Source organism: Cognatilysobacter bugurensis, from assembly GCF_014652095.1.
In the GTDB taxonomy this organism is placed as follows: domain Bacteria; phylum Pseudomonadota; class Gammaproteobacteria; order Xanthomonadales; family Xanthomonadaceae; genus Cognatilysobacter; species Cognatilysobacter bugurensis.
This window is the reverse complement of the sequence record NZ_BMYD01000002.1, coordinates 95,020-119,175: the sequence shown is the minus strand read 5'-3', so window position 1 is coordinate 119,175 and position 24,156 is coordinate 95,020. Positions and strand designations below refer to the sequence as shown.

Below are 24,156 nucleotides of genomic sequence, written 5' to 3'. Positions count from 1 at the left end.
GGCAGGTCGCAGTGGGGCCGTCTGAAATGCCTGCCGTTCGTCACCCCGACCACAGGCCCAAGCGCATTGCGGGGCCGCGCATCATGCTGGCGGCATGGACACTCCGTCGTCGCCGCGGCCCCATCCTGATACGCCTGCGCAGCTGCACCGCTCGCCGACCCGCGCGATGGTGCTGCTGGGGCTGTGGTGCTGTACAGCTGCGCTGTGGGTCGCATCGCCGCTGTTCCCACTGCACGCGCTGCGCGAGCTGCAGGGTGCGACAGGCGGTTGGCTGTCGGTCACGCTGACCACCGCCGTTGGCCTTGGGGTCGTGCAGCTGGCGATCGTGTTCGGCCCGGGCCGACAAACGCCGCTCGACGTCGGCTGGCGGCCGCGGGCCATCGTGCCCGCGCTGATCAGCACCGTTGCGCTTTGGGCGCTGATGCACGCGGGCACGCTTGCGTGGTCGCTCGCGAACGGGACCGCGCTGACTCCCGCTCCGGCCTGGGCGGCCGGAGCCGGTGTGGCGCTCGGTCCGGTGCTCGCGCAGCTGCTGGGTGTCGCGCTCGTCGAAGAAACGGTGTTCCGCGGTTACCTGTGGCCGCAGGTCGTGCTGCGGCTGCGCAGCGTCGCCTCTGCGCGGATCGCGTGGGTGTTGGGGCTGCTGCTGTCGCAGGCTTGGTTCGCGGCGCTGCACGTGCCGGTGTTGCTGTCGCGGGGCCTCGATGGCAGCGCCTTGGCAAGCACGCTGCTGATGCTGCTCTTCGTCGGCCTCGTGTTCGCGTGTGTCTATGCCGCTACGGGCAACCTGTGGCTGGCCGTCGGGGGCCACGCGCTCGGCAACACGCCAACGCTGCTCGTCACGCCGCAGGGGCCGCATCCAACGATGTGGCTGTTGGCGGGCCTGCTGGCGATCGTTGCCGTCGCGTGGACACGCCGCGTGCGCGCAGCGATGCGCTCCGGACAGTCCGCGTGGATGCCTGACGCGGCACGCGGCGCAGCGTGAAAGCGCCTAGCGCTTCGTGCTTGGGGTGGTCGGTAACGACGCCGGGTCGGGCTCGCTTAAAGCGAGCCTGACGACGCTATCGGTCGATAACCGCACTTCGCGAACATCGGCGAAAGCGAATCTGACCCGGCATGACTTAAGTGGCGATTGGGGTCGGCGAGAGCAGTTAAGTAAATGCGACCGCGGGGTCTGCGAGCGTGGCCAGCGGCGCATCCGGTGCGATCGACATCGAAAAGCCAGGCTTGCGCGGCGAGTCTTGCCGCGCGGCCTACACCAAAACGCAGCGCCCGGCACACGCCGAACGCTGCGCTGCTCGTCAAAGCTGATTGAGCGGAATCGCGATATCGACCGGCGTGTTTTCACCCGCGAAGGTGCCGCGCGCATACGTCTTACCGGTCAGCAAATCCACCTTGTAGAAACGCGTGGTGCCGCTGCTGGACCGCAGCGCAGCATAGCCCTCGTTCTTCACCGTCATGCCATTGCGGACGGTGCTGTAGGCGTCGAAGCCCGTGCAGCTCGCGATATCAAAGCTGAGCTTGCCGGTCCCGGCCAGCGTGCCGGCGTTCGCCGGCGACTGCAGCACGACCTGGTCCAGCTTGAAGTCGATGTCGAACAGGGTCGTGGCCGTCGAGGCGTTGAGGTCGTTGTTCGTGTATGCAGCCCCGGTGATGCCGAGCGCGTCGACGCCCGGCATATAGCTCAGGCGGCCATCGACGATCGTAGCGCCGCCCGGGTTGACGTCGTGGCGCAGGTTCTGCCCGGTGTCGCTCACGACCCGCAGGCGATCAGCGGCAGGATTGAAGTCCGCCGCGAAGGCGCGGCCTTGCAGCGCGACCGTCAGCTGGCTCACCTTGGTGGCGGCGGCCGTCGTCGGGCTGATCAGGTAGATGCCGCCGGCGTTGCCCACGCCGTACAGCTTGCCGTTCTGCACGCGGTAGTCGATGCCGATGATCTTGCGATCGCCGCTCAGGCCACGGACGTAGCCGATGTTCGTTGCGGAACCCGGCTGCCGCTCGTAGAAGCTAATCAACCGCTGATCGGCCGTCAGTCCGATGACCTTCAGACCGTTATGACTCTGCGGTGACACAGAACCACCGGCAGCGATCGCCGTGCCGGGAACAAATGCGGTAGCAACGCCGAGCGCGATCGCCGCAGACAACGAAAGCACGCCATAACGGGAAGTCATTGGAACGTCTCCTTGCAAGGTGATTGACGCCGGGGAGACCCGGCTGCGTGATTGGGCTGGTTGAGCGCGGCACCGCATTCGCGGGCCACGTGAATCCTTGCTGGACCGCACGACGCCGGATTCCTTGCGCTCGTGCGGAGCGGAACGTTGCAGTCCAAATGTGAGCCCGATGAAAAAATTCGAGCGCCCGTTGATGACATCGGGACCGAATTCGCTCTGCCGCAGAACACAGCCCAAGGGCGTCTTTATTGTTGGCCCCGCACGCCAGTGCAACCGCAGACACGCGTGCATACACGCTGTGTAATAAAGCGTTTCAAACGCGATACGCAGGAGATTGCTCGACCATTGAGCGGTTTTCTCGGCGGTTTTCGCGCTGGTGCGCAACCTGAAAGGGTCGGAGGCGGCCAAGCGGCGGACTCCCCCTATTCGCCAGCGCTACGTCGCCGGCTTCCACGCGCGAGATCGACGCACCGGCACGCTATGGGCAGGCGGCTTCAGGTCCGCGCTGGTCAAGAGCGGCGAGTACGCATTCGCTTGTTACGTTCAGCGGCGCGGTGCCCGGCGATCGCTAGACTTTCGCCCCCGCCCTTTCCGCCTGCCTGCCAATGGGTTTGACCCGCCTGCTCTGCCGCACCGCGACGCTCGCGGTGCTCGTCGTGATGCTGACCGCCTGCTTGAGCCGCAAGGAGCGCCCGCCTTCCGGCGAGACGTTCAGCGCCGGCGACACGTACTCGCGCACGTACCCGGTTGCGCCCGCCGCGGCCTGCGAGGCGGCGCGACGCGCGCTGCTCGGTCAGGGGTATCTGATCGGCAAAAAAACCGCTGACACGTTCGAGGCAACGAAGAGCTTCCAGCCCAAGTCGGACGTGCACACCCAGCTCAACGTGCGCACGACCTGCCTGTCGCAGCCGCGCGGTGGCGCGATCGTCTTCGTCAATGCGCTGCAGGACCGCTACGAGCTCAACACCACGGTCAAGTCCGCCAGTATCGGCGTGAGCATGATCGGCTCGGTGTCGCTGCCGATCGGCAGCAGCAGCGCCAACCTCGTGAGGGTCGCGAGCAACACCGTGCAGAACCGGGAGTTCTATCGTCGTCTGTTCGAGCAGGTGGGCCACTACGTGTCGAGCGCTGAAGACCTGCCCGCATCGCGGGCTCCCGAGCTTCCGGTCGATCCGGTGCTCTAGCCCCAGCGTCTCTCTAAAGCGACTTCCCACGCCGCGGCCGAGATGACGCTCGATCGGCCGGTTTGCGTGACGACCCGAAGACCAGCCGGTGCCTCGGACCAGTAAGAGGGTTTGGAGCTGCCCGGGCCCCGTTGCCTCAGCAACTCGAGGCGAATCGCCGCACGGGCGGCTGGAGGCAGGCAACGGCCCACGGTGTTCCTCGCTGCCAGCCCACGCCACGCCCAGCGCACGCGACGTCCGGCCCGTGCGACGCGCATATGCGTGGACCAGCATGCGAAGGCATGGTGCACAGACCGCGTGCCGACGCAAAGGCGCCCTCAGGCTGGCTAGATGGTTTTGCCCTGCGCAGCGGGCGCGCTTGCTTCATTGGCCTTGCGCACATGTTTTTGATCGTAGTCGTGCTTGTTCAACATCGCTTCGATGTCAGCCGTGTCCTGCTGGAACGATCCGACAAAATTTGTCGACAGGCCACTGCGACGGCGCTCGTGAATGATGTTGGCGGGCGTGCGCCCCTCGCTGTCTTTTTTCTGCGTATCCGCTCCGTTTTTCAGAAGCCACGCAACCAATGGTTTATCGCAGCTCCTGACGGCCTGGTGCAGCGCCGTTGAGAAGCGCTTGGGCTCACCGATGGTGGCGTTGATATCTTCACCCGCGGCAAGGATCAAGCCGCCCAGTTCCTGCCAGCCCGGTATGTCGCTACGCAATGCACGAATCAGCGACCAGCCTTGCCACTGTTCAGTGCTCTCGTCCGTCCTCACCTTCAACCCTGCTTCAAGCAAGGCCCGCACGGTGCCGACCCGGTCTTTAGCGCGCCCGCCCTTCGCGGTCATGACGTTGAAGCACGTCTCACCACTGCGGTTAAGCGCGTTGATATCGGCGCCGTGCTGTACCAGCAAGCGCACCATGTCTCCCGAATGCGCGCTCGGCATGATGGCAGGCAGGTAGGCGAAGCCGCCTTGCTTTGACGCCCAAAGGTCGCTCGTCAGAATCCGCGTGACAAGCTCGACGTCGTCGCGCTCGACCGCCTTCAGCAGGATCGTCGTGTGCGCCCTGCCCCACACGTTCGGGTCGCCCTTCTCGAGAACCGGCGGCCATGGCGCGGGCGTGGACTTGTCGGGCTTGGGAACATCGTTTTCTGTGGTGCTCATTGTTTTCGTGCCTCGGTGAACCCGTTCGTACTTCTTCTTTAAATCCGCGCAGGCGACTTGCCAGTCCCCGGTCTACCCATGCCGCGGTTTCTGGCTCCGCCGAAACCTGTGGACCTCCGTTTTACGTGGAGCTCCACCCGTCGTGGCGGTGCGCGAAGACCCGGCCCGGCACTGTCAGTCTCCCACACGCGTTTCCAGTGCTTGGTGGTTGCTCGCAACGCCCTGCCTCCCACCAAGCGGTGCCTGACTCCCGGTCCGTGGAATGCAGGCGGTCCAACCTCACCCTGGTACGGACCCGGTAGAAACCCTTTTTTCACGCCAGATGTACTTAAGTAGCGCTTTGCATCGGGGTCCTGGACCATGGTTCTCCTTCGAAAGAAACTCCTTGTCGGCAGTGCGCTGCTGCTTGCATGCACTGCATGCGCGGCCACTGGATCGACGCAGAGCCAGCAGGCCACCCCCTTGGAGCCTGCTGCGGCTTCCGGGCAGTCGGATGATCAAAGCGGGGCGGTTCAAGCTCAGCCCGCTCCGTCCAGCACGCCTCCAGTCGGCCCGCCTGCACAGAGCGTTCCGCCGCCTGCGGGGCAGCCCGTGCCCGCCGCGGCAGTGCCCGCGCAGACCGGCAACCCGCAGTCGGATGATGTGAACCGGGCGACGCAAGCCCAGCCCGCTCCCTCCAGCACGGCTCCAGTCGGCCCGCCTGCGCAGAGCGTTCCGCCGCCGGCGGGGCAGCCCATGCCCGCTACGACAGTACCGGCGCCGACCGGCGCCGAATCGTCGCGCTTCAACATGCAGGAGAACGGCGTCAACCGCACTGCCGATGAGTTCGATGCCTGGCTGCAATCGCGGGGCGTGCGCGTGGCGACCGGGGTGCCCGCCGTCCCGCTGGTGCAGAACTGCCCGACGCCAGAAGGCGACAAGGGTGACGACGACGGCGACCGGATCATCAACTGCCTCGACCAATGCCCGGGTTCCGCAGCCGGTCAGGCGATTGGCCCGGACGGCTGCCCGGCGGCGATCTCGATCGACCTTCAGGGCGTGACCTTCGCGTACGACGCGGCGAAGCTCGATGCCTCCGCGAGGACCGTGCTGGACCAAGCCGTGGAAATCCTGAAGCGCCACGAGTCACTCAAGATCGAAGTGGCCGGGCACACCGACTCGCGCGGCGATGCCGAGTACAACCAGAAGCTATCGCAACGCCGAGCCAAGGCGGTCTACGACTATCTGGTCGAGAAAGGCGTGGACGCGGCGCGACTCATCGGCCCGATCGGCTATGGCGAAACCCGCCCGCTCGTTCCCAACCAGAACCCGGACGGTTCCGACAATCCGGAAGCGCGTAGCAGGAACCGCCGCACGGAGCTGAACATCCAGAGCTGATGGAGGCTTGTGTTCGGAACGGGGACGGAGGCAGTTAGCTCGACTCAACTGCCTCCGTCGCCTTTGGTTCTGTCGTCTTTGGCTCTGTCCCCTTGGTGCTGCCTCCCACGGGAATCGACTGATCGCGCAGCAGCGAAGACAGTCAGGCCGCTTAATCCGCTCCGCCCGATTGGGTCCGCTTCGGGAGCGCCACCGTCGGCGCATCCGCGAACGGGGTCACGCCAAAATGCGGGTAGATCTCCGACGGGAAGTACGTGACGCCGTCGCTCACCACCATGCTGATCTTCTTGATCGCCTTGAGATCCTGCGTGGGGTCGCCCGGCACGAGGAAGAAGTCGGCGAGCTTGCCCGCCTCGATCGAGCCGAGCGAGTCGCCGCGGCCCAGGTAACGGGCCATGTCGAGCGTCGCCAGCTTGAGCGCTTCGGGCGCGCTGAAGCCGATCTGCTGGAACAGCTCCAACTCGCGATGGAATGTCAGCGCGCCGCCGGTATCGGTGCCGGGAATCAGCTGGATGCCGCGCTCGCGCATCATTCGCAGCGTGTCCAGCAATTTGGCGTACGCACCCCGGTAGGCCTCGGCGTCGCCGGGCGCCGACATGTCCGACCACGCCCGCTTCGCGTCGCGCTGCGCGCCCACCGGCAGGTGGTCGATGTAATCGGCCATGCCTGCGGGCGTCTGGCCATCGCGGTTGAGCAGCAGGAACTCGTGGATGCCGATCGTCGGCTCGACCGCCACGTTGTTCTTGGCGATCAGGCCGATCGTGCGCTGCACGCGTTCGGACTGCAGGTCGAGCGGCGGCAGGCGGCGCAGCGCGGTCAGTCGCAACAGCGTGCGGGTGTCTTCGTTCGGCTCGAGCACCCAGCCGAGCAGGATCTGGTTGATGTGGGTGAGCTCGTCGAACCCGGCCTCGACCATCGCATCGGCGTTCGCGAATGCCGGCACATGTCCGGCCACGCGCAGCCCCAGGCGATGCGCCTCGGCCACGACGGGCTTCGCGTACTCGGGCTTCATGCTGTTGTAGAGCTTGACCTGCCAGTAGTCGCGGTCGGCATACCAGCGCACGGCATCGAGTGCCTGCTTAAGGTTCTCGACGAGGATGCCGTTGCTGGTGTTGAACGGGCTCTTGCCCTCGATCATGCCGCTGCGCACGATGCGCGGCCCGGCGATGGTGCCGGCTTCGATGCGCTCGATGAGCTTGTCGAGCACCGCGTTGTCGTTGCCCATGTCGCGCATGGTCGTGACGCCCGCGGCGATGTTCAGCAGCGCGGCGTCCTGCGAGACGTGCCCGTGCATGTCCATCAGGCCGGGCACGAGCGTGCCGCCGGCACCCTCGATCACCACCTCGCCCGGCACGGATGCGACATCGAGCGGATCGACGCCGGTGATGCGCTCGCCCTCGACGCGCACGGACACCGGTGCGGTGAGCGCGAGCGTCTTCGGATCGAACACGCGCACGTTGCGGATGCGCAGCGGCGCCTCGAAGCGGTGTGCGGTCTGCTTCTGGATCGACTCGAAGCGCTTGGTGGCCAGCTGCGCCGCGACATCGCGCAGGCGCTGTTCCTCGGACTCAAAGCCTTCGCGGATGACGATGAACGCCGGCGCGATGTAGGCGAACAGCTCGTTGTCCTGATCGAGCAGGACATAGGATGGATTGAGATCGATGCCGCTGATCGCGTGGGCGCGCACCTGGATCGTGCCGCCCTTGCCGCTGACGCTCATCGTTTCGCCGGGCTCGACACGGATGCTGCCGCCCGGCAGCGTCGGCATCGTCTTGTCGGCATCGGCGAGCAGCGCGCGTGCGTACATGCCCAGCGCCCACGGACTGGCGCCCTGGCCCACATACAGGCTCGGCTCGGTGACCGTGGCGCTGCCGCTGCCGACCGAATCAGTCCATGTGGCCTTGCTGCCCGCCTGCTCGAAACGCTCGCTGACCTTGCTGCCGAACGTGGTCGCGCCCGAGATCGTCCACGAGCGCGGCAGCCCATCGGGCCCGAGCCGGAGTTCCTCGACCATCGTCGGGCCTCGACCGTTGCTCTTGTAGTCGTAATCGATACGGACCGTGTCGGCGTCCTCGTCGACCTTCAGGTGCCCGACGTTCGAACCGCCGCGGATGACGGTGAAGGTCTCATCGGCATGCGCCGCGGTGATCTGCGAGCCGATCAGTGCGGCGGCGAACAGGACAACGGTCGTCTTCATGCGAGGGCTCCAGCAGCGGCGTTCCGGTGATCCCGAGTATGGCCGTGCGCGGCGCGGGCATGCGGCCCCTCGGGGAAACCGGTGGATCGGGTAAACCGGGTGCGTCGAGTCGGCACACCCAAAGGGGTCAGGTTCATTTCCCACGCACTGCGCGGCGTTGCCTGACAGCGAGTTGGTTCGACGCAAGGCCATGGTGGGCATCCCAATCGGATGCGCACCATGGTGCGACTCCCACGACCCCGCGCTGGTCGACAGCGACGAGGTTGTGCTCGCCTGCTACCGCTACATCGAACTCGACCCGGTGCGGGCGGCGATGGTGCTGCAGCCGGACGAGTACCGCTGGAGCAGCTACGCCTGCAACGCGCTCGGCAGGCACGATGTGCGGATCACGCCGCATGAGGTCTATCGACGCCTAAGCGCCGTCGATCGCGAGCGGCACGTCGCCTACGCTGCTCTCGTCGCGAAAGGCATCGATATCGAGTTTCTAGGGGCGTGGCGAGCGCAAGGTCAGCTTCACGATCTCGCCTGCTTTCCACAGCCGCATGCGCGGCCCCCAACTGCCGGCGCCGCGGCTGACGATCAGCGTCATTGCCCCGACTCGGTATTCACCGACCACGAGCGGAAAGCGGGTCTTCACCGCATGGTTGAATGGCCAGATCTGGCCGTCGTGCGTGTGGCCGGACAGCATGAGGTCCACGCCCTGCCGCGATGCCTGCTCGACCACCGGCAGCGCCGGGATGTGCGCGAGCAGGATCGAAGCCCCGTCGGGACGCGTCGCGAGCACGGGCTCGACCGCACGCGCCGGGTCGTCACCTCGGCGCATCGCACGGCCGACGTCGTCGATGCCCGTGAGCACGAGGCCCGGCGCAATCGTCGCGTGCCCATCGCGCAGCCAGCCCACGCCGCCGGCTTCGAACTCCGCGAGCGTTTCGGCCACGTCGCCGTAGAACTCATGGTTGCCGGTCACGGCCCAGACTCCCAGCGGCGCCTGCAGCCGCTGCAGCACGGCCGGCAGCAACTCGCTGCGCACCGGCTCGCCCTCGACCTGGTCGCCGACCATCACCACAGCATCGGGTGACAGCGCGTTGATCTGCTCGACGCGCGCGGCCAGCCATTCCGGCCCGCGCTGCGCGCCCAGGTGCAGGTCGGCGACCATCGCCAGCACGGTTCCGTCGAGCGCGCGGGGAAGCTCGTCGAGCATCACCTCATACTCGATCACGCGCGGCGCGCGCACCGCCTGCCAAATGCCGAACGCGCCGATGGCCAGGCCGGCCATCGCGGCAATGCCGATCAATGCCGGACGGTGGCGTCGCAGCCACAGGCCGAAGCCGGTGAGCACGTCCGCCACGAGCAGGCACATGGTCATCACGAACAGCAGCCCGAGCCACGTCATCGCGAACTGGCCCGGCCACCAGCGCCAATCGAGCGCCTCGTCGCCAATCCGCACGCCCGCGATGTAGACGAGCCAGACCAGCACGGCGCCCAACCACCACGGCCCCGGCCGAACCCGTTCGCGCAGGAACGCGGCGCGGCGGACCCGGTCCGCGACGTAGAAGTGCATCAGCGAGCCGACGACGTAGAGGATGATCGAGAACATGCGCCAAGGATAACGGGGCGCGCTCGGCTGCCATTGCGAGCAGCAGGCGGTCGGACGCGGTCAGCCGATCCCACTGCCTCCGTTCGCAATTTCGCCAGCCATTACAGCGGCCGAGATCAGACCCTCGGCCCCGGCCACTCCGGTCGTGCCAGCGGATCTTCGATCGACATGCCGAGGCCTTCTGTTGCGCGCAGGGGGACGGACTGCGGGTCGAACCCTGCCAGGCAGAACACGTTGACGCCGAAGTGATCGGGCGCGGCGCGCTTTCGGTGGAATACGTAGATCCCGCAGCGGTCGCAGAAGTAGTGCATCGCGCGCCGTGTATTCCACTGGTAGAGCGTGAGGTGGTCTGCACCCTGCACGACGGTCAACGCCGCCTCGGGCACCTTTGCCATCACCGCATTGCGCTGCGTGCACAGCGAGCAGTCGCAGGTGGTGACCTCGGTGATCACCGCGTCCACCTTGAACTGCACGGCGCCGCAATGGCACGAGCCTGCATATCGCGTCATAGCTCGACGGTGCCTTCCATGTAGAACACACACGCGCCTTCTAGCTCGACGCGGTCCCCCACGAGGCGGCAGACGACCTCGCCGCCACGACGCGACGCCTGCCAGGCACGGAACTCCATCTTGCCCAGCCGTGGCGCCCAGAACGGTGCGAGCCCGCAGTGCGCGCCGCCGGTGACGGGGTCTTCGGGAACGCCCTTCGCCGGCGCGAAGTAGCGGCTGGTGAAGTCGTAGGGGGCGTCGCCCCGCGCAGTGACGACCACGCCCGTGCGATCCAGCCCGACGAGCGCCGGGATGTCCGGCGTCAGCGCCTGCACACAACGCGCGCTCTGCAGCACGACCAGGTAATTGGATGCGTCGGCATGGACCTCGACAGGATCGACACCCAGCGCACGTACCAAGCCCGCAGGGGGCGCGACCTCGACCGATACGCGCGACGGAAAGTCCATGCGATAGCCAGACGCAGTGCGCTCGACGCGCAACGGGCCGCTCGCCGATGCGAACGTGACACTGCGGCGTGCGGGCTCCAGCCGCTCCATCACCACCGCCGCACTCGCGAGCGTGGCGTGACCGCACAGCGGCACTTCGATGGCAGGCGTGAACCACCGCACCCGGTAGTCGCCCGCCTCCCGCACGATGAAGGCCGTCTCGGACAAATTGTTCTCCGCCGCCACTGCCTGCATCAGCGCGTCATCGAGAAAGTGATCGAGCAGCATGATCGCCGCCGGATTGCCCGTAAGGCGCCGCGTCGCGAACGCATCGAGCTGGAAGATCGGAATGCGCATGCGGCGGGTCCACTGCGGGGGCGCGACGGTGCGCAGGCTAGCGGATCGATGCGTGTGCCGATAGCTGTGGCCTACGCAGGGCGCAGCCGATGCTCGACGGGGCGTGGCGCCCGAGCCTCAACCCTGTAATGCAAAAGGCCCCGCGATGGAGGGCCTTTTATTTGATGGCTCTCGGGCGAGAAACGGCGGTAAGCGAAACCTGACCCGCTATCGGCACTCCGTCCCCTGCTTGCTGACCCTGCTCGCTCAGGCGATCGCGTCAGCGTCCCGCGCTGGGGCAGACAAAACCCATGCATGCGCCCGAAGCGACATCGAGCACGACGGAATGGCCCGGGTTTCCTAACGGATACGGCACACCGTCCGGCACGATGAACGTAACCGAATGCGCGCCGTGCAGACCGCCGGGAATCGTGAAGTCGCCGAGCACCACATAGGCAGCGCGCAGCGATGACTGCAGCGCGTCACTGTCCACCGTGCCTCCCTGCGCCGTGTGCCGCGCAACCCACTGCCCGAAATCCGACGGGTTGGCCGGACGAAGCGTCCCCGCGCGCACCGCCGCGACCAGGCCGGCCTCCCCTTCCGGACCCGCCGGCAGCGAGGCAAGCGCAACCACATCGTCGGGCGGCGGGGCAGCACGGACTGCGGCCGCTGTGTTGATGGGAGGGGCGAGGTTCCCAGCGCCGTCGTCGCGCCGCGACGTGCTTTCAATCGAAGGGGCACTGACACCGGACGGCACCGGCACGAACACCACCTCGGGTGCACGGTCGTCGGTCATCGCGAAGATCCTGTCGACCACCCGATCACTGCAGGACGCGACAACCGCGGCCAGCAGAGTCAGCCCCGCCCAAGCTGCCCAGCTGTGCGCACCACGCGGCTGGTCTACGTGCCCGTGGTACGGCTCGGGGTTAGGCGGCAGTCGTGGCGGCGGGTTCGAGGGGGGACGCATCCGGACATCCTGTCAGTGGTCGGCCCGGACCGCGAACGTCGTTCAGGCGCAGCCGGGAGCGGGTGATTGTAGGCTGCCAGAACGTGGATCAGCGTCGGCTTTCTCGCGCTTTGGACGCAACCACTCTGCCCCCGGTTTCTAGTGCGACTACAGAGCTCCCGCAGCGGTATCGACGCCATGCACAGCCGCAACGCCGGGCTCGCCGCTGGGTGCAGCGCGGCCAGGCAGGATGCGCAGCCAGCCGCCAGGCGTGACGAGGAACACGTGCCCCGCATCCTCGCGAAGCAGCACGCCCGACGCGCTCACCCGCTCGCCTTCGAGCTCTAGATCGACCTTCGTATCCTCCCCGACCTCGGGCAGGCCGGCCGGATCCATTGCCAGCAATTCGCCGACCATCAGATTGGCGGCCGTATCGACGGTCTCCAGCACGCGACGCGCGCCCTGATCGGACCAGTAGGCAAGCGCATCGGCATCGGCCGGGGACGCGGCCGAGACCAGCGTCGCGCGAAGCTGGCGCTGCCGGACGTAACGTCCTTTTTCGCGAGCGTATTGCGTGAGTTCCGCCTGCACCGCAATGCGACGGTTGTCGCTGAGCAACGTGACCAGCGGCCCGCCCTTCGCGTCGAAACCGAACACCTCCGCAGGACTCTCGCTGCCGACCGCACGCTTGATCACGCGAAGATCGACGCTCGGAACGATTACGCGCTTGTCGACCGTGCGACCCTCGTCGGCGAAGCGCTTGCTGAGCGCAGCCAGCATCGCGCGCTGCAACACGCCTTTTGTCAGTGCGGCGCGCACCGGTGCGATCGCCCGGTTGCGCTCGGCCTGGATCGCGCCTTCGATGATGACCCCGGCAATCAGTCCGCCGGCCATGCCGGCGCCGTAGGCCTGCCCGTACGACATGCCAGGCACGGTGCGCATCGCGCTGTCGACGGCGTGATAGCTGGTGGCGTGATGAAGCGCCTGCGACGCGGCCGGGGGTCCACCGACCTGGCCCTGCAGTTCGTTAATCGTGCTGTCCACGAGCAGGTAGGTCCTGATCGGGCCCTCCTCCTGCAGCGGCGCCTGCATTGTTTCCGCGAAGGATGGCCCGAACGCGCACATGAGCGCAGCAAACAGCGCCGCACGCTGAATAGTGTTTTTCATCGTTTCTCCCCTGATGGATTCAGCCGCCGGTCCCCACCGGCCATCGGCGCGCGCACCGTGCGCCGCCGATGGCAGCAGTCTACGCGACGCGGGTCCACCGCATGCATCCTGCGCAATCGGCACCCTGCGCTTCACAACGTCTCGGAGACGAAGGAGAACCGGGGTCAGAGCCGACTCCCTCGCGGCACGAAGGGGAAGGCCACTCTTCCCCCTTTTTTAGCGAGGGCGACCGGTCAAGCGGCCGGCGCCAGCGTATCCAAGTAAACGAACCTGCCCCCTTTTTAGAGCGGTTCCGCTGCAGATCGAAGTACCGACAGGCCGGGCGCTTGAAGTCAGGCCGAGAGGGCAGCGCGCAAGGCAGCCAGAATCGGCGCGTCAAACCAAACGAACCTGACCCCTTTCCGAATCGGCAAGAGCGTTTGACTGCCTCCGCCCCACTTGGCCAGAGGCTCAAATCAAAGAAGGCCGAAGCAGAGCCCTCGTTGGAGGTGCCTGCTTCGGCCTCGTGTCCACCGGTTCCTCTGCGTCTGCGGGAACCAAGTCAGACAGTCATCGTCTTAGCTGCGATTGCGGTCGCGATCGTCGGTCTTTTCACCGAGCTTGCGCTGCATCTCACCCGCATTTTCCTGCAGCTTGCCCTTCATTTCCTGCGAGCGGTCTCCGGTCAACTTGCCGGCAACCTCATTGGCAGAACCCTTGATTTCTCGGTTCGTGCCCTCGACCTTGTGCTTATCGCTATTCATAATGTCAGCTCCTTGTTATTTGCCACCGCGTCATTGCGGAATACGGTAACTATACAAAATCCGACATTCACCCAACGTGATAATTACATTATATAGCTACTGATATGGCCTGATAACGAAACAGAGGCCGTCAGCTCGATTTAACTGCCTCCGTCTCCTTTGCCTCGGCGACGCGGGAACGCAAAGGGCCCCGCAATGCGGGGCCTCTTATCTGGCTGGCGCTAAAGGCTGCGACACATGTCAAAAGCGCACTCTGACCCGTGCGAAGTCGCCGCACTTAGTGCATCAGTTCAAACGAACCTGACCCTTTCTCGCGGGCTCCGGCTTCAGCGCTTGGCGCTCACGCCCTCGGCCTGGTCGAGTGCGATGAACTGCTGCACCAGTGCCTGCTGGTGCTCCAGCAGCCACCCGGCCATCGCTTCCTCCTCGGGCAGGATCTCGCGGCAGAGCTGCGCCGTGGCGGTGTCGCCGAGCGCCTCGGCGGCGAACATCAGGTTGCGGTACGCGGCGATCTCCAGATGCTCGAAGGCATAGCTGGCGCCGAAGCTCTTGAGCACCTCGTCGGACCATAAGGCGTGGCTGCCGGCCGCCACCGCGCCCATTACGCTTGAGCTGGCATCCTTCACCGTCGTGGTATCGCTGCCCAGCGCGTGCAGGCGCGCCTCGATGCGGCTGGCCTGGCTGCGGGTTTCCTCGACGTGCTGTTCGACCCGTTGCTTGAGCTGCGGGTAGTGCTCGATGCGCGATGCCAGCGTGGTGAGCATGCTCTCGGCTTCCTTTTCCATCGCATGCGTATCGCGGAGCCATTTGATCAGGCGTTCGTCGGGCTGTGCCATGGTGATTCCTCGCTGTGGGAAGGGATTGGACCGTGCCCGGACCCTAGCCGCACGCGTGTTATCGGTTGATGACCCGGCCGTGCGCCGCGCTCGGGTCAGCGCCTGAACGCGGCAGCCGAACACCAGGGGTCAGAGTGGCGTTTTCCACACATCGAGGAAAGACCACTCTGACCTCGGTTTTTGCGCAGATTACGACAAGAATAAGTCTTGCCCCTGCTGGCTTACGTGCTAGTCGGTGATACGGCAATCTCATGAACCTAGCGCATCCGGTCTTGCAGCACGCTAGCTCAGCGGCTGTTTCCTGTTCGTTCCCATGGAAAGGAGAAGGCGAATATGAAGTGCGTAATGTGGATCAGCATCGGTGGCTGCTTATTGTTGTCGGGCTGCGCGACAACGCAGGAACCCAACTGGCCGTGGCCCAGCGCGAAAGCAGACGTCATTTGCGCGGACGGAGACGCAGGATGCACAAGCGCTCAAGCCCGCCTGGCCTTCTCACAGGCCAGCGAATATTGTCGCCAGGTAATGAACCGCCAAGACAATAAAGCTACGCGCATGGGAGCCACCAAGCTCTCAGTCGGAACGATTGGCGCTGTCGCGGGAGGAGTGATAGCGCAATTTACCCAAGGGAATGCCGCTCAGGCGTGGGCAGGTGTCTCTGGTGTAGCAAATGGCATTCAGACGCAGATGGACAACATGTTCAAGCATGCTATCGACGTCAAGCGTAAGGAGCTGGTCGCTACGGCCGCGCTCAGCGGGGCGGCACGTATCCGCGCGGAGTCGTCGGACGAGCGAAAGGTCGACCGTGCAATGGAAATGGCATTGGGTTGTTCGATGAACTCCATTGCAGCAGATGCACAAATCCTTGAACTGCTATCCGGCAAGGCGGTTGTCAGCTCATCAGGACCGAATATCAGCGAATCCTTTGACGGCGGCTCCCTGCAAATGATTTTTCCCTATTCGCGCGCCCAACCGATCAGTCAGGTTACAGAACAGGCGCAAGTTCGGGCGAAGGAAGTGTGCGAAACCAATGGGCTGCGGCTGCAAGGTCTAAAGCCTGAGGGAAGCCCAAAATACGACTGCACTGGAGACCAGTGCAAAATGACCGCGACCTTCGTCTGCAAATAAGCAGACAAGCATCTAGCGCCGCCCAAGAAGACGGGGCAGCTTGAAGCCAAACATCACAAACATCAGGGGTCAGAGTGGCGTGTCTCCGCACATCGAGAGGAAGACTACTCTGACCCCGGTTTTGGACACGTACTCCGCATCGGCCCCGAACGGCTGCAGCGTCTGCACCAGATCAAGCATCAGCTTGGTCTGCTGCTGTCCGAGAAAGACCTTGATGCGCGCCTCGCCCGGCTTGAGCCGATCAAGGGCCTTGGGCTGCACGTTCTCGAAGTCGATCAGGTAGTACGGCTTGGACACGAGCGCTCTTCCGATTTCGTCGCACGAGTGCGGCCGCGAAGCGGAGCGGTAGGCCGCACTGCGCCGCCACGACAGCCGAGAGATGTTCTCGACCGCCTATCGGACGACACGGAACACCGCGGTCACGCCGGCACAATGCGGCCTGCCACGCTGCGTGCCATGACGGCTGCGAAATGGCATCACGGGGGACCGATGGATACGACCGTTCGCACGCTGGGCATTGCGGCATTTCTGCTGATCGCACCGGCTCAGGCACAGGTGATCTACAAGTGCGTCGAAAAGGGAAAGCCCGTCAGTTTCCAGACGACGCCCTGCCCGGTCACGGCGAAGGTCGCCGACGCGAAGGCCTTCGTGCCCGACCGTGAACTCACGTGGCAGGAGAAGCGGCAGCGCGAGGCGCAATGGGCGACGCGCAACGCGCCGCAGGCATCGACCGCCGCGAACATTCCCACTCCCACGGTGACGCCGTCCTCAAGGAGCCAGTGCGAGCTGACGCGGGCCGAGCGCGAACGGTGGGAAAGAGCTTCAGGCCTGAGCCGCTCGTACGACACGGTGCGCGCGTGGAACGAGCGCGTGGCGCGGGCGTGCAACTGAAGCGCCGACTCGTAGGCCGGTGCCAAGCGAAAGACCACTCTGACCCCTGTTTTCGGAAATGGCGCGCGACCTCGCCACGCACGACGCGCATGCGCAACGCCAGGCGCGCCTAGCGCAGCTGATGGAGAAGGTCAGCGATACCGACATAGCACTCGGCAGCGACGCGATGGCGATCGCGCTGCAGGGCTATCGGCAGTTCAAGACCACCGGCCAGACCGAAGGCGTGGACGGCCTGCGCCGCGACCTGAGCCGACGCTTCGAAGGGACGGGCCGGCGCAAGGCGCACGCGGTGCCTGACGAGGCGTAGTGCCCGAGGCTTGACCCTGTAATGCAGAAGGCCCCGCGAGTGCGGGGCCTTTTGTTTGGGGTGCTGCTGAGGGCCGGGGAAACCCGAAGATGCTCTCTGACACCTGATTTTCAGCGGCGCTTGGCGAGAAGCGGCGGCAAGTGAAACTGACCCCGTTATCTGCCGTTATCTTGGTCAGCGACGGCGCTCTAGTGAACTTGGCCCCGTTACCCAGCTAGCTGCTGCTACGAGCAACTGCAGCGCAAGCCATACAGCACGGCCCGCGCCTGCATTTCGAGCGCGACCGCCTCCCAGTCGGTCATGCGACCGGCAATGGCTTCCTGCTCGGTGCGGTAGATGAAGGTCCGCAGCGGCGGGCAGGCTTTCTGGTCATTGCTCGTGTAGCTGTCGGACAGATAGTAGCGAGCGGTCTTGAGCGGCGGCCTGAGCCGGTCGATCGTGGCGGTCGGCAGGCCCAGGCTGGTCAGCGAGGAGAGCAGGTTATCGACGCCGGCTTTAGCTTTGCCCGTATAGATGAAGCCGGCCGCGTCGATGATGATCGTGCCGGTGGACAGCCGGAAGCCGACGATGCCGGTGTTCAATCCCAGCGGCTCGGTGGTGCGTGCTTCGAACTGCAAATAAAGCGTGCACGTCCCGTTGACCTGCATGACGTAGGGCTCGGCGCCATCGCAGTTGTAGTCGACGTCGTAGGGCCCGTCCCAGCTTACGCCGTACAAATCGATGGGCGCGTTTGTGTTGTTTTTGAATGTCACGGCCTTCCACTTGGACTCGGTGCCGATGCGCGCAGGCTGGAACTCCACGAACGTCGTAGACGGAGTCACCGGATGCGCTGCATGGGCGCTCAAGGATGCAAGGGCCAGAACGGCCGCGAAAATCATTCTTTTCATTCCATTGGCTTCCAGGTCATGGCGGCCTCCAGGCAGCGTGCGCTGGAAGCGCATCGGCAGGCGGGTCACCGCGGAATGGCTACCGGCAAGCCGACGCCACGCATGAAATGCACTGCCGAGTGCGCATCAAAATGTATAGCTTCGAAAAAACTTCCAAAGTGAATTTCAAGCGTAAATGCGCGTTTCACGTTTGCAACATGCGATGCTCGCGCTTGCGTCGGCTGGTCCAAAGGGGTCGTCCAAAGGCGTCAGGCGTCCAAAGGGGTCAGGTTCATTTCTGAGACTCTGCGCGGGGTTGCCTGACGGCGAAGTACCGCAACGCAGGGCCATCGTGGGCACCCCCATCCGGATACGCACCATGGCGAGGCTCCCACGACTCGACCTTCCCGGCGTGCCTCAGCACGTCGTGCAACGCGGCGTCGATCGCCAAGCGTGCTTCGCTCGCGATGACGACTATTTTCGATACCGACAGGAACTCGGCGAGGCTGCGCTCAAGCACGCCTGCTCGGTCCATGCCTACGTGCTGATGACGAATCACGTGCACCTTCTGGTCACGCCCGCCGAACCCGGCGGCGTGTCGCGAATGATGCAGGCGATCGGGCGGCGCTACGTGGCCGGCTTCAACACGCGCTACCGCCGCACTGGAACGCTGTGGGAGGGCCGATTCAGGTCCGCACTGGTCGACAGCGAGGAGTATGTGCTCGCCTGCTATCGCTACATCGAACTCAATCCGGTGCGAGCGGCGATGACGCTGGAGCCAGGCGATTACCGCTGGAGCAGCTACGCCTGCAATGCGGCCGGTGTGCACGATGCGCGCGTGACGCCGCATGAGGCCTATCGACGCTTGGGAGCCGTCGATCGCGAGCGGCTCGCTACCTATGCCGCGCTCGTGGCAGGCGGCATCGCCATGGAGCAGGCGCACGATCTCGCCGTGCACACGCAGCAGCAGAAACCATGGGGGTCGGAGCGGTTTCGGCGCCAGATCGAAGCACTCACCGGCCGTGAGGTCGAGGTCAGGCCAAGAGGCCGACCGGCCAAGCCGCCACACTCAGCCCATCCAAAAAAATGAACCTGACCCCTTTTTCAGGGCTCTTGGGCTCGCCTTACGGCGGCTCGCCGCCTAGTTTTATTACAGCCTCTGATTGCCGCCGCATCTAAGGGGTCAGGTTCGTTTCCGACGCACCGCGCGGCATTGCCTGACGGTGAGTTAGCTCGACGCAAGTCCTATGGCGGGCATCCCTATCCGGATACGCACCATGGCGCGGCTCTCGCGACTCGTCCTTCCCGGCGTCCCGCAGCACGTCGTGTAACGCGGCGTCGATCGCCAGCCGTGCTTCGCTCGCAACGACGACTGCCTTCGATACCGGTAGCAACTCGGCGAGGCGGCGCTCAAGCACGCGTGCTCAGTCCATGCCTACGTGCTGATGACCAACCACGTGCACCTGCTGGTCACGCCGGCCGAGCCCGATGGCGTGTCGCGGATGATGCAGGCGACCGGGCGGCGCTACGTGGCCGGCTTCAACGCGCGCTACTGGCGCACCCGCACACTGTGGGAAGGCCGCTTCAAGTCCGCACTGGTAGGCAGCGACGAGTACGTGCTCGCCTGCTACCGCTATATCGAACTCAACCCGGTGCGGGCGGCGATGGTGGTGCGGCCGGACGAGCATTGCTGGAGCAGCTATCCCAGCAACGCAGCCGGCGTGCACGACGTTCGGATAACACCGCACGAGGCCTATCGACGCCTGGCGACCACGGAGCGCGAGCGACAAGCCGCGTATGCCGCGCTCGTGGCGGGCGGCATCGACATCGAGCACGCGCATGATCTGGCCGTGCACACGCAGCAGCAGAAACCGTGGGGAACCGACCGGTTCAGGCGTCAGATCAAGGCACTGACCGGCCGGGCCGTCAACGTCAGGCCCAAAGGTCGACCGGCCCAGCGACCGCCTTCACCGCAGCCGATCAAATCAACCTGACCCCTTTTTCGGAGCGGACTTCGGGTAAGTGAACCTGACCCCGATACTGGGCCAGGCCTAAGCAGCGGAGTGAATGTGCTGAACAAGATTAACGCCCTTAATCAAATCCAGCGAATGAATAGTCGACCCACTGACCGCGACGCGCGTCAGCTTCGGCAACCCCACAAGTGGCGAAACATCAACAACTGAAGTTCTCTTAATTGACAACCGCTCGAGTTTCGACATTTTCGACAGCGGTTCCAGATCGGTCACTTGCAGACCGTCAAGCTCGAGACTCTTCAGCTCCCCGAGTTCTCGCAACGGCTCGAGCGAGGTGACATTCGTATCCCTCAGTGACAACACCTCCAGAAGCCGGCACGACGAAATAGGTGAGATGTCCTGCACTGCGGAATCATCTAGCCACAGATGTGTCAATGCCCTCAGCTTTCGAAGAGGCGTCAAACTTAGAGGCGGGATTGAAGAGGCCCAGAGATAGCGCAAATGCTGGCACTCTCCAACCGCCGCCAAGCTCTTCAAGCGCAGCTTCGAGATATCCAGCCACACAAGCGACTCAATACCTGCAAGCGGCTTGAGGCTAGTTACTCGCGTATGACCTATCGTAAGAAACGCAACCTTTTTCAAGCCCTGCAGCGGCCCTAGATCATTTACTTCAGTGCCCGCAACTGAAAGTAGCTCAAGCCGCCTGAGCTTATCAACTCCATGCAAGCTTCTAATTTCAGTCCCATCCAGTTCGAGAGCGGCGAGCTTTCGAAGCGATGCAAGAGGTCCGATATCACTAATCGGGTTTGAGTTTAGCGTGAGATGATGCATCTCCGTAAGCCGGCTCAAAAAACCTGCGTCGCGAATATTCGCATCATCTAAGTAGACATTCTTTAAAGCGGTGAGTTCGCCGATAATATCGTGATCGACAAACTTGGCCCCATTCAGTGAGAGAGTCGAAATCTTAGTTAGAGGGCGCAGAAAGCTCAGCGAGCCGAGGTTGAGCCCGTTTAGCGAAAGACATTCTAGCTGTGGCAATTCTCGCAAGAATTCAAGCATTCTCACTTGGCTCTCAGCACTCAAGCCTTCAAGAGCTAACGATCTAACCTCATCAGCATTATCTTGCAGCCACTGGAAACCGTAGGGCTGTAACACTGATGAAGCGAGCACTCTTGACAAGAGTGTACGCGCCCCCCGCCACCTCAACCGGTCGATATTTCGAGCAAGCCAAGCTTGCTCTGCAAGAACTATAGAGGCGCAAGCACCTATTACGCTGTCGCGCGCTTTTTCCTGAAAGCCGCCGTGCGGGTTTGCCAAAACGTCTAGAAACAGTCGCGCACGGGTAACAACTCGCGTGACCTCGCTGTCTGACAACTCTTCACTAAGAGTCGCCCACCCCGAAGGAAAGCAAAGCTTTACTAGCGCTTTGGGCCATGACTTTTCGCCAGCCATCAGCTCAAACAGGAAGACTAGACACTGATGCCACGCGGGGGAGCCGGGCCATTCAGACAAGCCACCCACGGAAACACGATTATCAAACTCTGTCTCTTCAGCTTCACCGCTGGTCCATCCAGGCACCATCAACTGCTGCCTAATGTACAGAGCAGCAAAATACTCCTGAAATGAGAGGTGCAGGAAGGCAAACAGCCCCTCTCCCCTCGGGAGCAGGAGGCCACTTCGCTTCGTAATCCAGTCAAGATACTTCTGCGCGTATCCATCGCTTACTTCTTCACCTGACTCCGATATGGCAGCATTGATCCACGAAATCACCTCATCTCGTCCAACCAGCAGATCGGTGGAGGCTCGGTCAGCCGAGCCCGAGCTCTCGACCCGCCGAATTTGCATTTCAAATGCGACGCGTGCGAGCCATTGCTTTTTACTCTGCCACGAGAACTCATCCTTCAGCCGGCGTGCCGTGTCGATTGACTCCAGATACGCCTGTGAAATGTCTTCGTAAAGCAACGCTCGTCCGCTAGGAAGTCTGGCCCGGACCCGATAGATCAGTGCCATCATCGTTAGAAGATTCGGCGTTCTCGCAAGCCTCAGAGTGCTCGGGTCCGATCGGATGGCCGAGATGAACTCGTCTCGCACTGAGCGCGCCTCTCTGTCGTTTCCCCCCTGATCTCTATACCAGTTGAGCGCGAACCGCGAGATTTGGGAGTCATCAAATGGCGCTACATAATAAACTGGCAGTGCCGCCCCGTCCCCTGCGTCTATCACCTGACGCTTGGCTTCCGTAGCAACTGCAGTCTTGCTCGATACAGCCTGCTCGAACTGGGCCCGCCTCGTGCGTGGCGAAGATAAAGCCGCTCTTATTTCCTCATATCCTACGATTCTGGACGTACAAAGAGCGAAGCAGTCGTAGTTCTGAAGCCCTTCTGATATTGCTGCCAGTACAGAGCTCCCAACGGCAGGCGCTACCTCATCAAGTCCGTCAACGAGCAACAGGACCTGTCCGGCTTTTAGATATGAGAAAAGTACTTCGCGCTTGTCTGCCAGTGCCCGCGCGACCGGTCGAGAGAGAAACGCATCGATAAGCGCCTCAAACCCTTCGATTCTCGCCAAGCTTAAGTCTCTGACAATCAAGGGCAAAGGAAGCAAATCAGAGATTGGCTCTGGCAAGCGCTTTGAGAATCCTGATGCCAGATACCACGCAAACCAATTGACAAGCGTGCTTTTACCGCTGCCGGGGTCACCGAGGATCAGTAGACGCTTTTCTTCCGCTAGCTTTAGCGTTGGATCTATAGTCTTCCAAGTCGCGGGAGCCGATTCCGGGGGGAAGTTTTCTGAAGCGATTGCGTGAGGGACATAAAGCTCTTCTATAGGAACGTCGGGACTATTCTGATAAGTAGGCAGCCCGAGGAAGCGCACGTACCCATGCCAGGCCGCTACGTCAGCCAGGTAGTCTTTCAGGACAGGATTCTGACTCGGGATTTTATTCATCATGTTCCGCCGCACCAATAACCGCATCCATTATCAACTCCATCTCCTGCTCATTCATCGAAGCTCGGCTGATGAGAGGAGCGACCCAAAACGTTGTGGACGAGTAGGGGTCTGGATAGTTACTGACCGTCCTAAATCTTGGCACGGGCGCAGACTCATCAGCATCCCGCTCGATCACCTCGGGCAGATTCAGGCTTGTAAAATATTCAGGCCAACCATGGGCGTTTAGATCCCGATCGCTCCACGACCGGGCGGCCCAGCTCGACATATATGTGAAGAACTCTGGATTGTACTGCCACCTTTGAAAAAGCTCAGAGTGAAACTGGTAGACGTACGCAATTATTAACAACCCCCGGAGCCGATCTTCGGATGAAAGGCTTGAGATGCGCTCAACCTTCGGCAGCCAGCGTGAAACTAGGTTAGCGAGGGCTTTGATGCGCCTGGGATTCGGCGGAAGACAGCGAACGGCCGTGCCGTCGTTGTTCTGAAGCGCTGACAAATACGCGACGACATATTGGCTAGGCAGCCACTGAACGAACAAGTGTCGCGGATCAGGCGGAGGCGTCAGTCGCTCGACGTCTAAGCACAGCTTCTCAAGGTACGCCTCTGCGCGCAGCCGTGCTATAGCTTCTCGAGCTCCGGAATCCCCTACGAACTCCTGCGGCATATGGTGCGCGATAGCATCAACGACGAGTCGCTGATTCATCCCCAAGACAAACACGCAGTTTTTTAAACTTAGGTAGACCTTTAGGCCTTCGAGTAGCCGAAAGGCAGCCAAAGAATCGCATCTGTCTAGATCATCAATAAATACTACGACGCGCCCATCTTTCTTCGTCAACTGCTTAACGATTATTCCAACAGCGTCCTCTAGAAACTGCTGAATAGTGTCAGTGCCGAGCCGAGTTTCTAGTCGATCTCGCTCCCACTGCTCACCAACCTCCTAAATTCCTTTTGCACTTAACGGGAGCGCCTCGAACTTTAAAAGCTTTGCCGTATCTTCGATCGAATTCAGGACCGACCTGACACTTACCTCCGCCAGCTTCTTAGCCTTCTCTTTAGCAGTTGCCCATGTGGAAAATTGTCGCCGCATCTCTTGCAGAAGTGCGATGGCGGGAGCTGGCTCATGCTGATATCGCCAAGCTTCAAACCAGATCGTGACAACCTGATTCTTGTAAGCGTTGCCTTGCAAGCCCGATCCAGCGGCATCGCGACAACCCTCGGTAGAGCCGTCGAGGTGATACCGCAGCTGTCGTAGAAAGCTGGTTTTTCCGGCGCCCCAGTCTCCGTGAACACCGAACACCTGTGGAGGCTCACAAGCCATTATCCGCTCCGCCTTCTCCTTGACGAGACGCGTCCGGGCGAGGCTGTCCGATAGAGTTGGATGGTCGTAATGCACGGCTGCGTTACTCGTCTTG

General features: G+C 63.1%; 22 protein-coding genes and 1 pseudogene. 8 read left to right on the top strand and 15 right to left on the bottom strand.

What is annotated here, in order from left to right; all coding sequences use genetic code 11:
• Window positions 1-94: 94 nt before the first annotated feature.
• Window positions 95-985: a CPBP family intramembrane glutamic endopeptidase gene (locus tag IE075_RS07680; protein ID WP_189455071.1), complete on the top strand. Its 891-nt coding sequence runs from the start codon at window positions 95-97 to the stop codon at window positions 983-985.
• A gap of 316 nt (window positions 986-1,301) precedes the next feature.
• On the opposite strand, the gene IE075_RS07675 is transcribed toward IE075_RS07680, so the two are convergent.
• A complete protein-coding gene (locus IE075_RS07675; RefSeq protein ID WP_229792400.1) occupies window positions 1,302-2,579 on the bottom strand; it encodes a DUF4394 domain-containing protein in 1,278 nt (425 codons plus the stop codon).
• A gap of 197 nt (window positions 2,580-2,776) precedes the next feature.
• On the opposite strand from IE075_RS07675, the gene IE075_RS07670 reads away from it, so the two are divergent.
• Complete coding sequence (locus IE075_RS07670) at window positions 2,777-3,355, top strand: DUF2242 domain-containing protein (RefSeq protein WP_189455069.1); 579 nt, start codon at window positions 2,777-2,779, stop codon at window positions 3,353-3,355.
• Window positions 3,356-3,681: 326 nt separating this feature from the next.
• Here IE075_RS07670 and IE075_RS07665 read toward each other — a convergent pair whose 3' ends face one another.
• A complete protein-coding gene (locus IE075_RS07665; protein WP_189455067.1) occupies window positions 3,682-4,503 on the bottom strand; it encodes an ankyrin repeat domain-containing protein in 822 nt (273 codons plus the stop codon).
• 606 nt (window positions 4,504-5,109) lie between these two features.
• Between IE075_RS07665 and IE075_RS15975 the strand changes: the two genes are divergently transcribed.
• The gene (locus tag IE075_RS15975; RefSeq protein WP_425489360.1) at window positions 5,110-5,880 is read left to right on the top strand and encodes an OmpA family protein; all 771 of its coding nucleotides are present in this window, start codon (window positions 5,110-5,112) and stop codon (window positions 5,878-5,880) included.
• Between the two features lie 151 nt (window positions 5,881-6,031).
• Here the strand turns inward: IE075_RS15975 and IE075_RS07655 are convergent, their stop codons facing one another.
• From IE075_RS07655 to IE075_RS07620, 8 genes are all read right to left on the bottom strand, one after another.
• On the bottom strand, window positions 6,032-8,077 hold the full coding sequence (locus IE075_RS07655; RefSeq protein ID WP_189455063.1) for an amidohydrolase family protein: 2,046 nt from the start codon (window positions 8,075-8,077) through the stop codon (window positions 6,032-6,034).
• 484 nt (window positions 8,078-8,561) lie between these two features.
• On the bottom strand, window positions 8,562-9,674 hold the full coding sequence (locus IE075_RS07650; RefSeq protein ID WP_189455061.1) for a metallophosphoesterase: 1,113 nt from the start codon (window positions 9,672-9,674) through the stop codon (window positions 8,562-8,564).
• A 116-nt stretch (window positions 9,675-9,790) separates the two neighbouring features.
• The gene (locus IE075_RS07645; protein ID WP_189455059.1) at window positions 9,791-10,183 is read right to left on the bottom strand and encodes a GFA family protein; all 393 of its coding nucleotides are present in this window, start codon (window positions 10,181-10,183) and stop codon (window positions 9,791-9,793) included.
• Entirely contained in the window at window positions 10,180-10,965 is a 786-nt protein-coding gene (locus tag IE075_RS07640) for a PhzF family phenazine biosynthesis protein (protein ID WP_189455057.1), read from the bottom strand. Before IE075_RS07640 ends, IE075_RS07645 begins: the two co-directional genes overlap by 4 nt.
• Window positions 10,966-11,224: 259 nt before the next feature.
• Window positions 11,225-11,740, bottom strand: a complete 516-nt coding sequence (locus IE075_RS07635; RefSeq protein ID WP_189455055.1) for a hypothetical protein — start codon at window positions 11,738-11,740, stop codon at window positions 11,225-11,227.
• Between the two features lie 318 nt (window positions 11,741-12,058).
• Complete coding sequence (locus IE075_RS07630) at window positions 12,059-13,180, bottom strand: hypothetical protein (RefSeq protein WP_229792398.1); 1,122 nt, start codon at window positions 13,178-13,180, stop codon at window positions 12,059-12,061.
• Between the two features lie 434 nt (window positions 13,181-13,614).
• Window positions 13,615-13,800, bottom strand: coding sequence for a CsbD family protein (locus IE075_RS07625; protein ID WP_189455051.1), 186 nt, complete (start codon window positions 13,798-13,800; stop codon window positions 13,615-13,617).
• 326 nt (window positions 13,801-14,126) lie between these two features.
• Window positions 14,127-14,636 carry a ferritin-like domain-containing protein gene (locus IE075_RS07620; RefSeq protein WP_189455049.1) on the bottom strand — a complete coding sequence of 170 codons (510 nt, stop codon included), beginning with the start codon at window positions 14,634-14,636 and terminating at the stop codon, window positions 14,127-14,129.
• 345 nt (window positions 14,637-14,981) lie between these two features.
• On the opposite strand from IE075_RS07620, the gene IE075_RS07615 reads away from it, so the two are divergent.
• Complete coding sequence (locus IE075_RS07615) at window positions 14,982-15,761, top strand: hypothetical protein (protein ID WP_189455047.1); 780 nt, start codon at window positions 14,982-14,984, stop codon at window positions 15,759-15,761.
• 69 nt (window positions 15,762-15,830) lie between these two features.
• On the opposite strand, the gene IE075_RS07610 is transcribed toward IE075_RS07615, so the two are convergent.
• On the bottom strand, window positions 15,831-16,058 hold the full coding sequence (locus tag IE075_RS07610) for a PIN domain-containing protein (RefSeq protein ID WP_189455046.1): 228 nt from the start codon (window positions 16,056-16,058) through the stop codon (window positions 15,831-15,833).
• Between the two features lie 192 nt (window positions 16,059-16,250).
• Between IE075_RS07610 and IE075_RS07605 the strand changes: the two genes are divergently transcribed.
• Both IE075_RS07605 and IE075_RS07600 read left to right on the top strand, forming a co-directional pair.
• Window positions 16,251-16,652, top strand: a complete 402-nt coding sequence (locus IE075_RS07605; protein ID WP_189455044.1) for a hypothetical protein — start codon at window positions 16,251-16,253, stop codon at window positions 16,650-16,652.
• Window positions 16,653-16,710: 58 nt separating this feature from the next.
• Window positions 16,711-16,959 carry a hypothetical protein gene (locus IE075_RS07600; RefSeq protein ID WP_189455041.1) on the top strand — a complete coding sequence of 83 codons (249 nt, stop codon included), beginning with the start codon at window positions 16,711-16,713 and terminating at the stop codon, window positions 16,957-16,959.
• A gap of 224 nt (window positions 16,960-17,183) precedes the next feature.
• Here the strand turns inward: IE075_RS07600 and IE075_RS07595 are convergent, their stop codons facing one another.
• Complete coding sequence (locus IE075_RS07595; protein WP_189455040.1) at window positions 17,184-17,915, bottom strand: hypothetical protein; 732 nt, start codon at window positions 17,913-17,915, stop codon at window positions 17,184-17,186.
• A 226-nt stretch (window positions 17,916-18,141) separates the two neighbouring features.
• On the opposite strand from IE075_RS07595, the gene IE075_RS07590 reads away from it, so the two are divergent.
• On the top strand, window positions 18,142-18,915 hold the full coding sequence (locus IE075_RS07590; RefSeq protein WP_229792397.1) for a transposase: 774 nt from the start codon (window positions 18,142-18,144) through the stop codon (window positions 18,913-18,915).
• A gap of 322 nt (window positions 18,916-19,237) precedes the next feature.
• Window positions 19,238-19,819: pseudogene (locus IE075_RS07585) on the top strand (transposase); the annotation flags it as partial.
• Window positions 19,820-19,876: 57 nt separating this feature from the next.
• Here the strand turns inward: IE075_RS07585 and IE075_RS07580 are convergent.
• From IE075_RS07580 to IE075_RS07570, 3 genes are all read right to left on the bottom strand, one after another.
• Window positions 19,877-22,741, bottom strand: coding sequence for an NACHT domain-containing protein (locus IE075_RS07580; RefSeq protein WP_229792395.1), 2,865 nt, complete (start codon window positions 22,739-22,741; stop codon window positions 19,877-19,879).
• Window positions 22,734-23,579: a P-loop NTPase fold protein gene (locus tag IE075_RS07575; protein ID WP_189455036.1), complete on the bottom strand. Its 846-nt coding sequence runs from the start codon at window positions 23,577-23,579 to the stop codon at window positions 22,734-22,736. The genes IE075_RS07580 and IE075_RS07575 overlap by 8 nt, the downstream gene beginning before the upstream one ends.
• A 102-nt stretch (window positions 23,580-23,681) precedes the next feature.
• Window positions 23,682-24,137 (bottom strand): P-loop NTPase fold protein, encoded by a 456-nt coding sequence (locus tag IE075_RS07570; protein WP_189455034.1) that lies wholly within the window; start codon window positions 24,135-24,137, stop codon window positions 23,682-23,684.
• Window positions 24,138-24,156: the final 19 nt, after the last annotated feature.

What these genes read in the sequence shown, in the direction of transcription:
- IE075_RS07635 (WP_189455055.1), bottom strand. Translation starts at nt 11,740, where the DNA reads ATGACCGACGACCGTGCACCCGAGGTGGTGTTCGTGCCGGTGCCGTCC.
- IE075_RS07615 (WP_189455047.1), top strand. Translation starts at nt 14,982, where the DNA reads ATGTGGATCAGCATCGGTGGCTGCTTATTGTTGTCGGGCTGCGCGACA.
- IE075_RS07645 (WP_189455059.1), bottom strand. Translation starts at nt 10,183, where the DNA reads ATGACGCGATATGCAGGCTCGTGCCATTGCGGCGCCGTGCAGTTCAAG.
- IE075_RS07680 (WP_189455071.1), top strand. Translation starts at nt 95, where the DNA reads ATGGACACTCCGTCGTCGCCGCGGCCCCATCCTGATACGCCTGCGCAG.
- IE075_RS07665 (WP_189455067.1), bottom strand. Translation starts at nt 4,503, where the DNA reads ATGAGCACCACAGAAAACGATGTTCCCAAGCCCGACAAGTCCACGCCC.
- IE075_RS07580 (WP_229792395.1), bottom strand. Translation starts at nt 22,741, where the DNA reads ATGAATAAAATCCCGAGTCAGAATCCTGTCCTGAAAGACTACCTGGCT.
- IE075_RS07620 (WP_189455049.1), bottom strand. Translation starts at nt 14,636, where the DNA reads ATGGCACAGCCCGACGAACGCCTGATCAAATGGCTCCGCGATACGCAT.
- IE075_RS07605 (WP_189455044.1), top strand. Translation starts at nt 16,251, where the DNA reads ATGGATACGACCGTTCGCACGCTGGGCATTGCGGCATTTCTGCTGATC.
- IE075_RS07670 (WP_189455069.1), top strand. Translation starts at nt 2,777, where the DNA reads ATGGGTTTGACCCGCCTGCTCTGCCGCACCGCGACGCTCGCGGTGCTC.
- IE075_RS07650 (WP_189455061.1), bottom strand. Translation starts at nt 9,674, where the DNA reads ATGTTCTCGATCATCCTCTACGTCGTCGGCTCGCTGATGCACTTCTAC.
- IE075_RS07600 (WP_189455041.1), top strand. Translation starts at nt 16,711, where the DNA reads ATGGCGCGCGACCTCGCCACGCACGACGCGCATGCGCAACGCCAGGCG.
- IE075_RS07625 (WP_189455051.1), bottom strand. Translation starts at nt 13,800, where the DNA reads ATGAATAGCGATAAGCACAAGGTCGAGGGCACGAACCGAGAAATCAAG.
- IE075_RS07655 (WP_189455063.1), bottom strand. Translation starts at nt 8,077, where the DNA reads ATGAAGACGACCGTTGTCCTGTTCGCCGCCGCACTGATCGGCTCGCAG.
- IE075_RS07640 (WP_189455057.1), bottom strand. Translation starts at nt 10,965, where the DNA reads ATGCGCATTCCGATCTTCCAGCTCGATGCGTTCGCGACGCGGCGCCTT.